The 17,181-nt window shown below is 65.6% G+C and carries 15 protein-coding genes; 11 read left to right on the plus strand and 4 right to left on the minus strand.

What is annotated here, in order from left to right:
- The first annotated feature begins 10 nt into the window (after positions 1-10).
- The 11 genes from flgG to AC3WMR_RS06260 all read left to right on the plus strand — a co-directional run bounded on the left by flgG (position 11) and on the right by AC3WMR_RS06260 (position 14,844).
- Positions 11-796, plus strand: a complete 786-nt coding sequence (flgG, locus tag AC3WMR_RS06210) for a flagellar basal-body rod protein FlgG (protein ID WP_006394443.1) — start codon at positions 11-13, stop codon at positions 794-796.
- A complete protein-coding gene (locus tag AC3WMR_RS06215; protein WP_492263753.1) occupies positions 796-1,485 on the plus strand; it encodes a flagellar basal body L-ring protein FlgH in 690 nt (229 codons plus the stop codon). The genes flgG and AC3WMR_RS06215 overlap by 1 nt, the downstream gene beginning before the upstream one ends.
- A gap of 2 nt (positions 1,486-1,487) precedes the next feature.
- Positions 1,488-2,624: a flagellar basal body P-ring protein FlgI gene (locus tag AC3WMR_RS06220; protein WP_025138889.1), complete on the plus strand. Its 1,137-nt coding sequence runs from the start codon at positions 1,488-1,490 to the stop codon at positions 2,622-2,624.
- Positions 2,625-2,629: 5 nt separating this feature from the next.
- Positions 2,630-3,613, plus strand: coding sequence for a flagellar assembly peptidoglycan hydrolase FlgJ (flgJ, locus tag AC3WMR_RS06225; protein WP_492263752.1), 984 nt, complete (start codon positions 2,630-2,632; stop codon positions 3,611-3,613).
- A gap of 73 nt (positions 3,614-3,686) precedes the next feature.
- Positions 3,687-5,363: a flagellar hook-associated protein FlgK gene (gene flgK / locus AC3WMR_RS06230; RefSeq protein ID WP_025138887.1), complete on the plus strand. Its 1,677-nt coding sequence runs from the start codon at positions 3,687-3,689 to the stop codon at positions 5,361-5,363.
- A gap of 47 nt (positions 5,364-5,410) precedes the next feature.
- Positions 5,411-6,670 (plus strand): flagellar hook-associated protein FlgL, encoded by a 1,260-nt coding sequence (flgL, locus tag AC3WMR_RS06235; protein WP_492263751.1) that lies wholly within the window; start codon positions 5,411-5,413, stop codon positions 6,668-6,670.
- A 141-nt stretch (positions 6,671-6,811) separates the two neighbouring features.
- Positions 6,812-8,710: a methyl-accepting chemotaxis protein gene (locus tag AC3WMR_RS06240; RefSeq protein WP_492263750.1), complete on the plus strand. Its 1,899-nt coding sequence runs from the start codon at positions 6,812-6,814 to the stop codon at positions 8,708-8,710.
- 103 nt (positions 8,711-8,813) lie between these two features.
- A complete protein-coding gene (locus tag AC3WMR_RS06245) occupies positions 8,814-10,700 on the plus strand; it encodes a methyl-accepting chemotaxis protein (protein ID WP_492263749.1) in 1,887 nt (628 codons plus the stop codon).
- Positions 10,701-10,729: 29 nt separating this feature from the next.
- On the plus strand, positions 10,730-11,200 hold the full coding sequence (locus AC3WMR_RS06250; RefSeq protein ID WP_492263748.1) for a hypothetical protein: 471 nt from the start codon (positions 10,730-10,732) through the stop codon (positions 11,198-11,200).
- A 137-nt stretch (positions 11,201-11,337) separates the two neighbouring features.
- Entirely contained in the window at positions 11,338-13,068 is a 1,731-nt protein-coding gene (locus tag AC3WMR_RS06255) for a methyl-accepting chemotaxis protein (protein WP_492263747.1), read from the plus strand.
- Positions 13,069-13,248: 180 nt separating this feature from the next.
- Positions 13,249-14,844, plus strand: coding sequence for a methyl-accepting chemotaxis protein (locus AC3WMR_RS06260; protein WP_492263746.1), 1,596 nt, complete (start codon positions 13,249-13,251; stop codon positions 14,842-14,844).
- Between the two features lie 85 nt (positions 14,845-14,929).
- On the opposite strand, the gene fliR is transcribed toward AC3WMR_RS06260, so the two are convergent.
- The 4 genes from fliR to fliO are packed head-to-tail and all read right to left on the minus strand — an operon-like array spanning position 14,930 to position 17,171.
- Positions 14,930-15,718, minus strand: a complete 789-nt coding sequence (fliR, locus tag AC3WMR_RS06265) for a flagellar biosynthetic protein FliR (RefSeq protein ID WP_025138880.1) — start codon at positions 15,716-15,718, stop codon at positions 14,930-14,932.
- Between the two features lie 34 nt (positions 15,719-15,752).
- Positions 15,753-16,022, minus strand: coding sequence for a flagellar biosynthesis protein FliQ (fliQ, locus tag AC3WMR_RS06270; RefSeq protein ID WP_175135941.1), 270 nt, complete (start codon positions 16,020-16,022; stop codon positions 15,753-15,755).
- Positions 16,023-16,035: 13 nt separating this feature from the next.
- Positions 16,036-16,824, minus strand: coding sequence for a flagellar type III secretion system pore protein FliP (fliP, locus tag AC3WMR_RS06275; RefSeq protein WP_492263745.1), 789 nt, complete (start codon positions 16,822-16,824; stop codon positions 16,036-16,038).
- A 23-nt stretch (positions 16,825-16,847) separates the two neighbouring features.
- Positions 16,848-17,171 (minus strand): flagellar biosynthetic protein FliO, encoded by a 324-nt coding sequence (gene fliO / locus AC3WMR_RS06280; RefSeq protein ID WP_025138877.1) that lies wholly within the window; start codon positions 17,169-17,171, stop codon positions 16,848-16,850.
- Between the last annotated feature and the right edge of the window lie 10 nt (positions 17,172-17,181).

The following is a 17,181-nucleotide window of genomic DNA, read 5'->3' on the forward strand; positions in this document are numbered from 1 at the left end:
GTACTTCATCATGATGCGTTCACTGTGGATTGCCAAGACGGGCCTGGAAGGTCAACAGACCTCGATGGACGTCATTTCCAACAACCTGGCCAACGTCTCGACCAACGGCTTCAAGCGCGGCCGCGCCGTGTTCCAGGATCTGATGTACCAGACCCTGCGCCAGCCGGGCGCCCAGGTGGGCGACGCGACGCAGCTGCCGTCGGGCCTGCAACTGGGTACCGGCGCGCGCGTGGCCGCGACCGAGCGCATCCACACCACCGGCGGCCTGAACAACACCGGCGGCGAACTGGACGTGGCGATCAACGGCCGCGGCTTCCTGCAGGTCGAACTGCCTGACGGCACCCAGGCCTACACCCGCGACGGCGCGCTGCAACGCGACCAGAACGGCCAGCTGACCACGGTCAGCGGCTACGTGATCCAGCCGCCCATGAACGTGCCGGACAACGCCTTGTCCATCTCCATCGGCAAGGACGGCATCGTGTCGGTGACGCAGCCTGGCGCGGCCGGCGTGAACGTGCAGATCGGCCAGTTGCAGGTCGCTACGTTCATCAACCCGACCGGCCTGCAAAGCGTGGGCGAGAACCTGTACCTGGAAACCGACGCCTCGGGCCCGGCCAACCTGCTGCAGCCCGGCGTGGACGGCGCCGGCACGTTCATGCAGAACTACGTGGAAACGTCCAACGTGAACGTCGCCGAGGAACTGGTCAACATGATCACGACCCAGCGCGCCTACGAAATGAACAGCAAGGCCGTCAAGACCTCGGACGAAATGCTGGCCCGCCTGACCCAACTGTGATGCCCATGTCTGTCCTGCGCCTGGTTTCGAGTGCGGCCCTGGCTTTGCTGGTGGCCGGTTGCGCCATGATTCCGCCCGAACCCATCGTGACCGGGCCGACGACGGCGGCGCCGCCGCCGCCGCCGATGCCCATGGCGCAGCCCACGGGCTCGATCTACCAGCCCACGACCTACGGCAACTATCCGCTGTTCGAGGACCGCCGGCCGCGCAACGTCGGCGACATCGTCACCATCGTGCTCAACGAAAAGACGAATGCCTCCAAGAACGTGGCCACCAACACCAATCGCAGCGGCAATGCCAACCTGGGCATCGCCGCCGCGCCGTCCTTCATGGACAGTTGGGCCAACGCCAACCTGAACCTGGATGCCAAGGGCGGTAACGTGTCCCAGGGCAAGGGCGACAGCACGGCCAACAACGCGTTCACCGGCACCATCACCACCACCGTGGTGGGCGTGATGTCCAACGGCAACCTGCAAGTGGCCGGCGAAAAGCAGATCGCCATCAACCGGGGCAGCGAATACGTGCGCTTCTCGGGCGTGGTCGATCCGCGCTCGATCACCGGAACGAACACCGTGTCGTCCACCCAGGTGGCCGACGCCCGCATCGAATACCGCAGCAAGGGCGTCATGGACGAAGTCCAGACCATGGGCTGGCTGCAACGCTTCTTCCTGATCGCTTCGCCGTTCTGACCATGAAACAACCCACTCCGATTTCCGCCTTGCTGTCCCTGCTGGCCCGCGTGTGCGTGGCAGCCGGCCTGTTGGCCGGCGCGTCGGCGGCGCACGCCGAGCGGCTCAAGGACCTGGCGTCGATCCAGGGCGTGCGCGGCAACCAGCTGATCGGCTATGGCCTGGTGGTGGGGTTGGACGGCAGCGGCGACCAGGTGCGCCAGACGCCGTTCACGCAGCAGAGCCTGACCAACATGCTGTCGCAGCTGGGCATCACCGTGCCGGCCGGCAGCAACATGCAGTTAAAGAACGTGGCGGCCGTGATGGTCACCACCACCTTGCCGGCCTTTGCGCGGCCCGGCCAGACACTGGACGTGGTGGTGTCGTCCATGGGTAACGCCAAGAGCCTGCGCGGCGGCACCTTGCTGATGACCCCGCTCAAGGGCGCCGACAGCCAGGTCTACGCCATCGCCCAGGGCAATATCCTGGTCGGTGGCGCGGGCGCGTCGGCGGGCGGCTCCAGCGTGCAGATCAACCAGTTGAACGGCGGGCGCATCAGCGCCGGCGCGATCGTCGAGCGCGGCGTGCCGACCACCTTCGCCCGCGACGGCTACATCTACCTGGAAATGAATAACACCGACTTCGGCACCGCCCAGAACGTGGTGGCGGCGCTGAACCGCAAGTTCGGCCAGGGCACGGCCACGGCGCTGGACGGCCGGGTGGTGCAGGTGCGCAGCCCGATGGAACAGGCTTCGCAGGCCCGCTTCCTGTCGCAGATCGAAGACCTGCAGGTGACGCGCGCGCCGACGGTGGCCAAGGTCATCATCAACGCCCGCACCGGTTCAGTCGTCATGAACCGCACGGTCATGATCGAAGAGGCCGCGGTGGCCCATGGCAACCTGTCGGTCATCATCAACCGCCAGAACCAGGTGTCGCAACCGGACACGCCCTTCACCGAAGGGCAGACGGTGGTGGTGCCGAACACCCAGATCGAAGTGCGCCAGGACAACGGTTCCTTGCAGCGCGTGACCACCAGCGCCAACCTGGCTGACGTGGTCAAGGGCCTGAACGCCCTGGGCGCCACGCCGCAGGACCTGCTGGCGATCCTGCAGGCCATGAAGAGCGCCGGCGCGCTGCGCGCCGAACTCGAGATCATCTGATCGCCATGGCCTATACCAACGACGCCGCGCGCGTGGGCAGCCGCCAGGACTCCGTGTTCGACATGGGGCGCCTGTCGGACCTGAAGCGCGACGTGACCCGCGATCCCGACGGCCCCGGCACCGACCAGCAAAAGCAGGTTGCCAAGCAGTTCGAGGCCCTGTTCCTGCAGATGATGCTCAAGCGCATGCGCGAAGCCACGCCCAAAGAGGGCTTGTTCGACTCGCAGCAGACGCAGATGCTGCAATCGATGGCCGACGAGCAGCTGGCGCTGCACCTGGCCACCCCGGGCATCGGCCTGTCGAAGTCGATCCTGGCGCAGATGCAGCAGGGCAAGCCGGGCGACCTGTCGGCCGACGCGGTCAAGAACCTGGGGCAGGGCGCCGATTTCGATTTCCGTACCGGCAGCTCGCGCGAGGTGTCGGCGTTGATGGACGTGATGCGCAACAACCGCGCCAGCGACCGGGCCCTGGCCGCGGCCGAGGGCGCGCCCGAACACGTCATCAATTTCGTCTCGAAGATGTCGCGCGCGGCCAACCTGGCCTCGCAACAAAGCGGCGTGCCGGCCCGCCTCATCATGGGCCAGGCGGCCCTGGAATCGGGTTGGGGCCAGCGCGAGATCAAGCACCCGGACGGCAGCACCAGCTACAACCTGTTCGGCATCAAGGCGGGCGCCAGCTGGAAGGGCAAGGTCGTCAATGTGCTCACCACCGAATACGAAGACGGTGTCGCGAAAAAGGTGACGCAACCCTTCCGCGCCTATGCGTCGTACGAAGAATCCTTTGCGGATTACGCCCGTCTGATCGGCAACAGCCCGCGCTATGAAAGCGTGACCCAGGCGCGCAACGAAGTCGAGGCCGCGCGCCGCATCCAGGCCGCCGGTTACGCCACCGACCCGCAGTACGCGCAGAAATTGATCGGTGTCATGGGCCAGCTGCGAGGAGCCGCCGCCAAGGTGGATATTTCTCGCCAGATGTTGGAAGGACTCTAAATTTGGACCATCTGCTGCCGTTAAGCAGGTATCCAGACATATCAGTTGCGGTTACATACGGGGCATTGTCAGCATGAATCTGTATAAATTGGCATTGGGCGGGCTGAACGCGTCCCAGGCAGGCCTGGCCACCACCAGCCACAATATCAACAATGCCACCACGGTCGGTTACAACCGTCAGCGCGTCATGATTTCGTCGGCTGGCGCCCAGGCCACCAGCAACGGCTACATCGGTCGCGGCGTGCAGGTCGACACCGTCGTGCGCAGCTACGACAGCTTTCTGTACAAGCAGCTGGTTGGCGCGCAAGGCAGCGGCGCCCAATTGCAGGCCCAGTTCGACCAGGTGTCGCAGGTGAACAACCTGTTTGCCGACCGCACCGTGGGCATTGCCCCGGGCCTGTCCAATTTCTTCACCAGCATGAACACCGTGGCCAGCAAGCCGGCGGATCCCGCTGCGCGTCAGGATTTGCTGGGCAAGGCCAACAGCATGGCCACCCAGATCCGTTCGGCCTACCAGGAGATGCAGAACCAGCGCCTGGGCCTGAACACGCAGATCTCCACGACCGTAGACCAGGTCAACAGCTACCTGACCCGCATCGACGACCTGAACACGCAGATTTCGACCGCTCGAGCCAAGGCCGGCGGCAATCCGCCCAACGACCTGATGGACCAGCGCGACCAGGCCGTGTCGGAGCTGAACCAGCTGATCGGCGTGACCACCTACGAGCAGGGCGACAAGATCAATATCTCGCTGGCCTCGGGCGGCCAGGCGCTGCTGTCGGGCCAGACCATCTATCCGCTGCAAGCGGTGTCCTCGTCCAAGGACGTGAGCCGTACCGTCATCGCCTACACGCTGCCGGCCGGTTCGGGCGGCAAGACCGTGTCGGTGGAATTGAACGATTCCGAGGTCACCGGCGGCAAGCTGGGCGGTCTGTTGCAGTTTCGCGCCACCTCGCTGGACGTGATGCAGGCCCAGCTGGGCCAGATGGCCGTAGGCCTGGCGTTGTCGTTCAACGACCAGCACAAGCAGGGCCTGGACACCGCCGGCAACCCTGGCACCGACTTCTTCAGCGTGGGCAAGCCCCAGGGCGTGCCGAACGCCAATAACAAGAGCGGTGCGCAGATCAGCGGCACGTTCACCAACGTGAACAACATCAACGCCAAAGACTACGACATCACGTTTGACGGCACCAATTACATGGTGACGCGCCTGCCGGAAGGCACCCAGGTGTACAACGGCCCGGCCAACGGCACCCCGCCGACCGCGACCCTGAACCTGGACGCCGAAATGGGCGTCACCCTGACGATCGATGCACCGCCCCAGGCTGGCGACAAGTGGTCGCTGTCGCCTACCCGCGACGCCGCCCGCGACATCAACGTGCTGATCACCGATCCGAACAAAATCGCCGCGGCCGATGCCACTGGCGGCGACGCCAACGGCAAGAACGCCTTGAAACTGGCGCAGCTGCAGACGGCCAAGGTGCTGGGCCACGGCACGATGAGCATCAACGAGATGTTCTCGCAGGTGGTCAACACCGTCGGCGTGCAGACGCAGCAGATCAAGTCGGCCGCCACCGCCCAGGCCAACCTCATCACGCAGAAGCTGGAAGCGCAGCAAGCCGTGTCGGGCGTGAACCTGAACGAAGAATACGTAAGCCTGTCGCTCTACCAGGAGCAATACCAGGCAAGCGCTCGCATCATCGACGTAGCAAGCACGTTGTTCGACACGCTGCTGGGTTTGCGCGGCTGATCGGACCGTTGACTCGTGACTCATAAAGAAAATTTCGGAGCTTCCCCATGCGCCTGAGCACCTCCATGATGTATTCGAACGGCCTGAAGGGCGTTCTTTCTCAGGAATCCGACATGAACCGCCTGGTCGAACAGGTGGGCAGCGGCAAGAAGTTCCTGACGCCCGCCGACGACCCGCTGTCGGCGTCGCTGGCGATCAACGTCGCACAGACGCAGAGCATGAACTCGACGTACTCGCTGAACCGCGGTACGGCCAAGACCAATCTGGGCCAGGAAAACAACATCCTGGATTCGATCACGACAGCGCTGGCCGACGTGCGTACCCGCGTCGTGCAGGCCGGTAACGGCACCTTCGCCGACAGCGACCGCCAGGCCCTGTCCACGGCCCTCAAGAGCGCCCGCGACGCGCTGCTGGGTCTGGCCAACAGCACCGACGGCAACGGCCAGTACCTGTTCTCCGGCTACCAGGGCGGCGTGATTCCGTACGCCCAGGACGCCAACGGCAAGATCGTCTACAGCGGCGCCACCGGCGAGCGCACCGTGCAGGTCGACCAGTCGCGCCAGATGTCCACCAGCGACATCGGCAGCGACATCTTCAATCGCGCCAATCCGGGCTCGCAGGGCTACGTCAGCACCGCTGCCTCGGCCAACAAGGGCACCGCGCAGTTCAGCACGGTGTCGGTCACGCCGGGCAGCCCCAATATTGGCAAGAATTTCAGCCTGCAATTTGAATCGGACCCCGCGACGGGCAACATGGGCTATCGCGTCATCACGACCTCGCCCAACGCCAATCCGCCGGTCCCGCCCGTCATCAACCCGGCGCCGCCGGCCGTGCCGACCCCCTACAAGCCGGATTCGTCGATCGATTTTGGCGGCGTGGCAGTGACGGTCAAGGGTACGCCGCAGAACGGCGACGTGATCGATGTCGAGAGCATGCAGTCCGCCAACGTCGACATGTTCAACACGCTGGACAACCTGATCAAGACGCTGGATTCGCCGATTGCAGGCGACGAAGTGGCCCTGGCCAAGCTGACCAATGAACTGGCCACGGCCAACAAGAAACTGTCCAACACCTACGACAACGTGCAGACGGTCGCGGCGTCGGTCGGCGCCCGCATGAACGAACTGGAAGCGCTGGACGGCACAGGTGTCCAGAAGGGCTTGTCGTATTCCAAGTCGTTGTCGGACCTGGAAGACCTGGATTACTACTCGGGCGCCAGCCAGCTGGCGCTGCGCCAGGTGGCGCTGCAGGCCGCTTCGGCCGCGTTCATGACCATTCAGGGCTCCAGCCTGTTCAGCCGCAAGTAATGCGGTGAGTCCATAGGCCGCGCCGGGAAGGCGCGGCAAGTTGCGCCCTTGCGGACGCTTCCGGTGCAGAGCCGGAGCGTCCGTGTGTGCGTGCAGGGTAGGAAATTTGTCGTTTCACGCTGCATAACGCTCGGATATTTCATGCTTGTCAATTTGAAAGTTCGCACCTGCATAGTTCTGGTGTTGTTGCTCTTCACGGGCGCCATGTTCATCTCCAATGGCGTGGCGTGGATGGGGTTGAATTCCAGCAACGACAAGCTGGAACAGATCAATAGCGCGTATTCGGACCAGGCGGTACCGCTGAACCGCGCATACACCATCTTCCTGCGCGCGCGGCTGTTGCTGTCGACGTCGTTGATGGACATGCAGCAAGGCAAGACCGAACAGGCAACCCAGCAGGCCAAGCGTTCGGATGGCCTGATGCAGGATGCGTTCAAGATGATGGACGCCTTCCGCAAGACGCCGCAATTGCCCGGCACCGAGCCGCTGCTGCAGGCCGTGGACGCCGCGCTCAAGGAATACGACGGCGTGCTCAAGCGCCAGTCAGCTGCGCTGGCCAGCATGGCCATCCAGGACTACCTGAACCTGAACGACGCGGCCAGCAACGTCAACACCAAATTCCGCGAAGCCGTCGATGCCTACCTGGGCTTCATCGACAAGCGCACCGACGAACTGGCGGTGCAAGCCGAAGCCGACCATAAGATCTCGCGCATGGTCACCATTGCCTTGCTGGCGATTGCGTTGCTGCTGGCGGTGGGATGCTGGATTTTCATCAGCCGCACGGTGCTGCGTCCCCTGCACGAAGCCAGCGATCATTTCGAGAAGATCTCGGGTGGCGATTTCACGGGCCGCATCGACGTCCGTAGCAACAATGAAATCGGCCAGCTGTTCGGCGCCATCAAACGCATGCAGGAAAGCCTGACGCGTACCGTGGCATCGGTGCGCCGTGGCGTGGACGAGATCAATGTCGGTTCGCGTGAAATCTCCGCGGGCAACACCGACTTGTCCAGCCGCACCGAACAGCAGGCGGCGTCGCTGGAAGAAACCGCGGCGTCGATGGAGCAACTGGCCTCGACCGTGAAGCAGAATGCCGACAACGCCCGGCAGGCCAATCAGCTGGCCGCGAGTGCATCGGACGTGGCTGAACGCGGCGGTTCCGCCGTGGCCGAAGTGGTCAACACGATGCAAGGCATTTCGGCCAGCTCGCGCAAGATCTCGGAAATCGTGTCGGTCATTGACGGCATCGCCTTCCAGACCAACATCCTGGCGCTGAACGCGGCCGTGGAAGCGGCCCGTGCCGGCGAGCAGGGCAAGGGCTTTGCGGTGGTGGCGGGCGAAGTGCGCTCGCTGGCCCAGCGCAGCGCCCAGGCGGCCAAGGAAATCAAGGGCCTGATCGAGGATTCGGTGGCCAAGGTGGGCGCCGGTTCGCAGCAGGTCGAACGCGCCGGGGCCACGATGCAGGAAATCGTATCGTCCGTGAAGCGCGTGACGGACATCATGGGCGAGATCTCGGCGGCGTCCGAAGAGCAGTCCAGCGGCATCGACCAGGTGAACCGTGCCGTGTCGCAGATGGATGAGGTGACGCAGCAGAACGCGGCGCTGGTGGAAGAGGCTGCTGCCGCGGCTGGCTCGCTGCAGGAGCAGGCGCAGCGCCTGGCCGAGGCCGTGGCCGTGTTCAAGATCCATGCCGGCCAGGTGATCGACGTGCCGGCCCGCTCGCTGGCCGCCCAGCCGCGCAGCACGCCGCGCGTGGCCGCCGCCCCGGCACCTGCCGAAGCGCCGCCGCCCGCGTCCGAGGCGGCTGCGAAGCCGGCGGCCGACCCCGCGCCCGCGCCCGTCAAGCCTGCTGCAGCGCCGGCGCCGCGTCTGGCGCAACCGGCCCGCGCCAAGCCTACGGCCAATAGTGGCGCCACGGCCGCGCGTCCGCTGCGCCGCCCGGTCGTCAAGACTGCCGACGCGACCGATGCCAAGCCGATCAAGCCTTCGCCGGCGGCCTCCCGCCGCGCGCCGCCCGCGGACGATGACTGGGAGTCCTTCTGACGGCAAGGCTGTCGGCGTCTTGAACAGGTCGTAGAGAACACACCCTTTTACGTTGGGGCGGCACATGAAGCGCCGCCCGGACGACCACCGGAACTATCGGAAAATGTTTAGCAATCTGAAGGTGCGCACGGGCTTGATGCTTGCCCAATTGGCCGTTGCCGTGGCCGCACTGGTTGCCATTGCGCTGGGTTGGAGCAATATGCAGTCCAACACCGAGGCGATCAACGCCTTGGACAGCTTGAGCGTGCAGCAGAGCAATCTGATCAAGGACGCCTACGTGCAGATGCTGCGCGCGACCATTCGCGCCGATCTGGCCGCGGCGCAACGCGCGGCGGGCGACAAGGCGGGTGCGGCGGAAAACACCCGCACCGTGCAGCAGCTGATGACCGATGCCAAGAAGAAGCTGGACAGCTTCAAGGCCATTCCGAAGATGACCGACATCGGCCGTACCGCCGAAGGCCAGCTACTGACCTCGTTCAATGGCTTTGCCGACGGCTTGCAAGCGATGCTGGCCGCGCTGGACCGGGGCGACAACGCCGAATACCTGAGCCTGAAGAACACCAAGACGGCAGCCGCAAGCGGCGCCTTTTCCAAGCAATTGACCGAGTTCGCCGCCACCATCAATACCTATAGCGAAGAGCAGGTTGCGGCATCGCGTTCGCAGGCCGCGGTGATGACGTATGTCTACATCGCCCTGGCGGTCGTGATCCTGTTGGTGTCGCTGGGCGCTTTCCTGTTCATGAACCGGGTCGTATTGCGGCCGCTGCGCCAGGTCAGCGACAGTTTCGATCGTATCGCGGGCGGTGACCTGACCACGCGCGTGGAAGTCAATTCCACCAACGAGATCGGCGCACTGATGGCTGCTGTCAAGCGCATGCAGGAAAGCCTGACGCGCACGGTATCGGCCGTGCGCCGCGGCGTGGACGAGATCAACGTGGGTTCGCGCGAGATCTCGGCTGGCAATACCGACCTGTCCAGCCGTACGGAAGAGCAGGCAGCCTCGCTGGAAGAAACCGCGGCCTCGATGGAGCAACTGGCCTCGACCGTGAAGCAGAATGCCGACAACGCCCGGCAGGCGAATCAGCTGGCCGCCAGCGCGTCGGACGTGGCCGAACGTGGCGGCTCTGCCGTGGCCGAAGTGGTCAACACGATGCAGGGCATTTCGGCCAGTTCGCGCAAGATCTCGGAAATCGTGTCCGTCATTGACGGCATCGCCTTCCAGACCAATATCCTGGCGCTGAACGCGGCGGTGGAAGCGGCCCGTGCCGGCGAGCAGGGCAAGGGCTTTGCGGTGGTGGCGGGCGAAGTGCGCTCGCTGGCGCAGCGCAGCGCCCAGGCGGCCAAGGAAATCAAGGGCCTGATCGAGGACTCGGTGACCAAGGTGGGCGCCGGTTCGCAACAGGTCGAACGCGCCGGGGCGACGATGCAGGAAATCGTGGCGTCGGTGAAGCGCGTGACGGACATCATGGGCGAGATCTCGGCAGCGTCCGAAGAGCAGTCCAGCGGCATCGACCAGGTCAACCGCGCGGTGTCGCAGATGGACGAAGTGACGCAGCAGAACGCGGCGCTGGTGGAAGAGGCTGCGGCCGCGGCAGGCTCGCTGCAGGAACAGGCCGAGCGCCTGGTCGAGGCCGTGGCCGTGTTCAAGATCAATGCAGGCGGTGTGATCGACGTGCCGGCTCGCCAACTGGCCCAGCAGCGCAGCGCGCCGCGGGTGGCGGCCCCCGCGGCGCAACCCGCCGAACCGGCGCCGCAGGCAAAGATCGCCGCCGCTGCGCCGGCTGCGCGCAGGGCGCCGCCCGCGGCGCGTCTGGCCCACAGCGCGCCCGCACCGGCACGCGCCAAGCCGGCCCAGGCCGAAGCAGCCAGTGCTGCCCGGCCGTTGCGGCGTCCGGCGCCGCGTCCGGCTGCGGCCGCGAACGAGGCCAAGCCGGCCCCGGCGGCCACGCGCCGCCAGGCGCCGTCAGACGACGATTGGGAATCTTTTTGACGCCGGTTGCGACCGGTAAACGGGCAGGTATGCGAGGCTATCTACATCTTCTGGCTGCCGCGGCGATTGCGGCGCTGATCGCGGGCTGTTCCGCGACCGGGCACAACTTCGACCCCGGCAAGCTGTCTACCCTGACGCCGGGGCAGACGACGCTTGAACAGGCCTCGCGGGCGCTCACGGCCCCGCCCGACAAGTTCTACAAGCAGACCGATGGCACCTTCCTCGCCCTCTGGTCCTTCAAGATCACGTTTGTCCCCGACGGCCTGTACAGCCGCAAGGAGGCGCTGTTGCAGTTCGGCCCGGATGGCCGGCTGATGCGCCTTGTCGACAGCACCAATATTCTGCTGGAACCCTGGGAACGCCAGAAACTGCTGGGCCCCGCGCCCATGCCTGACCCCGGTCAGGAATGGGCGCAGCAGCCCGCACCGGCTCCCCAGGTGGAAACGATCGTCATACCGGTACCGGCTGCGCCGCCCGAATCGACGCGCCAGGGGCTGTAGGCCCCGGCTTCCCGCGGAGAGCGCCCCGGTCCAGGCCGGGGTGTACGTCGCCCTGATGCGCGCCCGTTCTGCAAGGACGGCGCGCCGGGGTGGTTTTTCATTTGGTCAGAGCAGTTCCTGAGGGATGGGGAAAGAATATGGAAGCGAGTCTGGAAACCGGTGCGAAGTCCGGCAAGGTCGGCAAGAAAAAGGCCGCGCGTGCGCCCAAGGTCAAACGCAAACTCAGGCTGCGCGATGCCCGCGTCGGCACGATGCTGTTGTGGGTCATGGCGTTCTTTGCGGTGCTGATCGCAGCGGTGGGCGGCCTGGCTGCGTTCTTCCTGCAGCACAACTATGAATCCATCCGCGAGGTCAATGCGCTGACCGAGCGTTCCAAGCAGGTCGAAGTCATCAACAGCGACATGCTGCGCGCCCGCGTCAGCCTGATGGTCGCGGCCCGCCACCTGCAGGAATCCGGCTGGGGCAGCGGCGAGAACTCGGCCCGTGACGCCGCGGCAGCCCTGAAGGGCGCGACCGATCTCCTGACTGGCGTGCGCAGCCGCTTCGCCGATTTCCAGAAGAACATGCTGCAGGACGACACCGGTCGCCAGCTGTCCATGAACCTGGTGCGCCGCTACCGTTCGTACATCGATGACGGCGTGGACACCATGGTCGAGGCCCTGCGCAGCGAAGACTACTCCACGTTCTACATGGTCAACAATGAATACGGCACGCCGCGCAGCGCCGCGTTCATCGAGGCCATCAACGAGTTCGGCAAGTACATTTCCGACCAGCAGCAGGCCACGATCGACCAGGCCGAGACCAACTTCAACCGCGCGATGATCGCGGTAGGCGTGGCCGTCGGGCTGGCGCTGCTGCTGATGGTGTTCTGCCGCGTGCTGTTCGGCCGCCTGGTGGTGCGCCCGCTGGTGGAAGCCGGCCAGCATTTCGACAAGATCGCCGCAGGCGACCTGACCAGCCGCGTCGAGGTGCGTTCGCACAACGAAATCGGCCAACTGTTCGCCGCGCTCAAGCGCATGCAGGAAAGCCTGACCCGCACGGTGGCCACGGTGCGTCGCGGTGTGGACGAGATCACGGTGGGTTCGCGCGAAATCTCGGCCGGCAACACCGACCTGTCCAGCCGTACCGAAGAGCAGGCAGCCTCGCTGGAAGAAACGGCGGCCTCGATGGAAGAACTGGCGTCGACCGTGAAGCAGAACGCCGACAACGCCCGCCAGGCCAACCAGCTGGCCGCGAGCGCGTCGGACGTGGCCGAGCGTGGCGGTTCCGCCGTGGCCGAGGTGGTCAACACGATGCAGGGCATTTCGGCCAGCTCGCGCAAGATCTCGGAAATCGTGTCGGTCATTGACGGCATCGCCTTCCAGACCAACATCCTGGCGCTGAACGCGGCCGTGGAAGCGGCCCGTGCCGGTGAGCAGGGCAAGGGTTTTGCGGTGGTGGCGGGCGAAGTGCGCTCGCTGGCGCAGCGCAGCGCCCAGGCGGCCAAGGAAATCAAGGGCCTGATCGAGGACTCGGTGACCAAGGTGGGCGCCGGTTCGCAACAGGTCGAACGCGCCGGGGCGACGATGCAGGAAATCGTGGCGTCGGTGAAGCGCGTGACGGACATCATGGGCGAGATCTCGGCGGCGTCCGAGGAGCAGTCCAGCGGCATTGACCAGGTCAACCGTGCCGTGTCGCAGATGGATGAGGTGACGCAGCAGAACGCGGCGCTGGTGGAAGAGGCTGCTGCCGCGGCCGGCTCGCTGCAGGAACAGGCGCATCGCCTGTCCGAGGCCGTGGCCGTCTTCAAGATCAATGCCGGCGAAGTGATCGAAGTGCCGGCGCAGCAACTGGGCGGCTACCAGGCCCCGACGCTGACGCAGGACTGATCCGCGGCGGCTCGCTCGGGCCGCTGATCGGCATCTTCGCCCCGGCGCCCGTTCGCGGCCGTCGGGGCGAAAGCTATTGGCCGTTAAGTTTTCGAAAATACTGTCGTTAATGGCAATAACGCCTGAAACCTGGCCGGTGTACAGGTCGTGGCTTTATATGATGTAAACCGGAGACAAGCTGTGCGCGTGAACCTTCCAGTCAACAATGTGGAAACCAAGCTGCGCGAGGATCAGTACCTGATCTCGCGCACCGATACCAAGGGCCGCATCGTTTACGCGAATCCGGCTTTTATCGAAGTCAGCGGCTTTTCCCGCGAAGAACTGATCGGCAAGGCGCACAACATCGTGCGCCATCCGGACATGCCGCCCGAGGCCTACGAAGACCTGTGGCAGACGCTGGAAGCTGGCGAGTCGTGGCTGGGCCTGGTCAAGAACCGCCGCAAGGACGGGGGCTACTACTGGGTGCTGGCCAATGCCACGCCCATCGTCGAGAACGGCGAGGTCGTGGCCTATTCGTCGGTGCGCGTGCGCCCCAGCGACGACCAGGTCGAGATGGCCGAGGAACTGTACGCGCGCATCCGCGAAGGCCATGCTCGCGGCGTTCGGATCGTGCGCGGCCGCCCGGTGCGGGCCGGCTGGCGCCGCAGCCTGGACCTGCTGGCCTTTCCGTTCAAGCGCAGCGTGCGCAGCCGCATGTTCCGCCATGCCATGCTGTCGTCCGGCATCGTGGTGGCGGCGGGCGCCTACGGCCTGCGCGCCAACTGGGACACGCTGGATGCCACCGGCGCCGGCCTGGCTTGCGGCCTGTTGGCGCTGGGCGTGGTCGGCATCTTCGCGTTGGGCTGGAGCCTGTCGCGCTCGCTGCTGGAACCGATGGTGGACGCGGCCAACATGGCCCGCCAGGTCGCTGCCGGCAACCTGACGACCCAGATCGTGGCCGATTCCGACGACGAGATCGGCAGCTTGAAGTTCTCGCTGGAAGTCATGCGCAAGAGCCTGGTCGGCATTGCCCAGGACGTCTATCGCGGCATCGAGGGCACGACACAGGCGGCCGTGCACATTGCACGCGGCAACCAGGAGCTGGCCGGCCGCACCGAAGGCCAGGCCGCATCGCTGCAGCAGACGGCCGCCAGCATGGAACAGCTGACGTCCACCGTGCGCCAGAACGCCGACAATGCCCGTCAGGCCAATCAGTTGGCCGCCAGCAGCATGGACGTGGCGCGGCGCGGCGGCGTGGCGGTGGGACAGGTGGTCAATACCATGCACGGCATTTCCGACAGCTCGCGCAAGATCGTCGACATCGTCAGCATCATCGAAGGCATCGCGTTCCAGACCAACATCCTGGCGCTGAATGCGGCCGTGGAAGCGGCACGCGCCGGCGAGTCCGGCAAGGGCTTCGCGGTGGTGGCGGGCGAAGTGCGCAGCCTGGCGCAAAAGAGCGCGCAGGCCGCCAAGGAGATCAAGGGCCTGATCGAGGATTCGGTCGATCGCGTCACCGAAGGCTCGGCCCAGGCCGAACAGGCGGGCGCCACCATGGAAGAGATCGTGGCCGCCGTGCACCGCGTGACCGACATCATCGGCGAGATCTCGCAGGCGTCGCAGGAACAGTCCAGCGGCATCGAGCAGGTCGACACCGCGGTCTCGCAGATGGATGTGATGACGGTGCAGAACACGGCCCTGGTGCAGGAACTGGGCGGCGCGGTACTGCAGCTGGGCAATCAGTCGGGCGCGCTGCGCGAGACGATCCGCGTGTTCCGCCTGACCGGACAGCAATGATATTGGCGAGGCCGGCTTCGGCCGGTCCGCCCAACAAAAAGCCGGCCCATCGTGGCCGGCTTTTTCATGCCCGAAGCAGGCAGCGCTAGCGTCCCGCCAAGGCGTCGGCCACCCGGCTCATCGTCGACAGGCCAGACTCGAACAGGGCCTCCAGGAACGGGCCCGAGTTGGGCAGCACCACGGTCAGCAGCACCACGCCCACGATCAGGCTGACCGGAAAGCCCACGGAGAACACCGACAGCTGCGGCGCGGCACGGTTAAGGATGCCCATGGCCAAGTTGATGGTCAGCAGTGCGCAGATCAGCGGCAGCGCGAGCAGCAGGCCCGACACGAACACGGTCTTGCCCCATTCCACCACCACGCCCCAGCCGTTCTGGTGCAGCTGGATGGCCGCCACGGGCAGGGTGTCGAATGACCGCACCAGCGCGGCCAGCACCAGCAGGTGGCCGTCCAGCGCCAGGAAGGTCAGCATCGCCACGATGTTGAACAGGCGCGACAGCACGGCCGTGTTGGCGCCGGTGCTGGGGTCGAAGAACGACGCGAACGACAGGCCCATCTGCAGGCCGACGAATTCGCCGGCCGTCTGCGCCGCGGCGAACACCAGGCGCATGGAAAAACCCATGGCGATGCCGATCAGCACCTGCTGCATCACCATCCACAGGCCGGCAAACGAACCCGGGGCGATGGGCGGCGCGGGGTCCAGGGCCGGGCTGACGGCCACGGCCAGCACGAACGCCAGGCCGACCTTGACCTTGACCGGCACGGTGGATTCGGAAAAGAGGGGAGCGGTGCCGATCAGCGCCAGGATGCGCACGAACGGCCAGATGAACTGGCCGATCCAGCCGTTGAGCTGTTCGATCGTGAAGGAAAACATGTGGGCGCGTCCCCGGGGCCGGCGGCGCGCGCCGCTACGACACCAGGCCGGGAATTTGGCCGATGAGCTGGCGGATGTAGTCGACCATGATGCCGATCAGCCAGGGGCCCAGCAGCACCAGCACGCCGCACATGGCCAGCAGCTTCGGAATGAACGACAGCGTCATTTCGTTGATCTGGGTGGCGGCCTGGAAAATGCTGATGACCAGGCCGACGATCAGCGTGATGACCAGGAGCGGACCGGCCATCGCCAGCGCGACTTTCATCGCCTGGTAGGTCATGGTCATGACGGTTTCAGCGGTCATGGCGATTCCCCGGCTATTGGTAGAAGCTCTGGGCCAGCGAGCCCATCAGCAGGTTCCAGCCGTCGGCCAGCACGAACAGCATCAGCTTGAACGGCAGTGCCACGGTCACCGGCGGCACCATCATCATGCCCAGCGCCATCAGCACGCTGGCCACCACCAGGTCGATGATGAGGAACGGAATGAAGATGGTGAAGCCGATCTGGAACGCGGTCTTGAGTTCGCTGGTGATGAACGCCGGCACCAGGATGCGCAGCGGCACCTGCGACGGATCGTCCAGCGCCGGCTGCTTGGCGAGGTTGGCGAACAGCGACAGGTCGTTCTCGCGGGTCTGGTGCAGCATGAAGGTGCGCAGCGGGCCAGCGGCCCGCTCGACCGCGGTCTCGAACTGGATCGAGCCTTCGGACAGGGGCTTGTAGGCGTCGGCGTAGATCTTGTCGAACACCGGCGACATCGTATAGAAGGTCAGGAACAGCGCCAGGCCGATCAGCACGTGGTTTGGCGGCGACATGGCCGTGCCCATCGCGCTGCGCAGCAGACCCAGCACGATGATGATGCGGGTGAAGCCCGTCATCATCAGCAGCGCGGCCGGCAGGAACGACAGCGACGTCATCAGCAGCAGCGTCTGCATGCTGAGCGAGTAGGTTTCGGACCCGTTCGGGCCCGGGGTCGCGGTCAGCGCGGGCAGGGTTGCCTGGGCGACGACGCCAGCCGGAAACAGGGCCAGGCCCAGCACCGCGGCGGCGCCCAGCAGGGGCAGCATGTTGCGGCGGGCGCGGGGAAGGGGGCTTGTCGGCAAGCTCATGATTCGGGGAATGCGGGCGCCGTCTAGCGGCGCTTGAGCGCCTGGCCCAGCTTGGCCGCGAAGGCGGCGGCGGGCAACGGCGCGCCCTGGGGCAGTTCGCCGGCGGGCAGGGTATGCAGAGGGGTGATCTGGCCGGGGCTCACGCCCACGACCAGCCAGGTGTTTTCGATTTCGACCACGACGATGCTCTGCCGCGCGCCCACCGGCATGCTGGCGACCTGCTTGAGCAGGTTGCCGCCGCCGCGCTGCGTGAGGCCGGCGCGGCGCGCCATCCAGGCCGCGGCCAGGATGGCGGCCAGCACCAGCACCAGGCCGATGATGACGCGCAGCAGGGCGGAATCGTTCATGGCGGACAAT

This window comes from Achromobacter sp. FW305-C-28, from assembly GCF_058783235.1.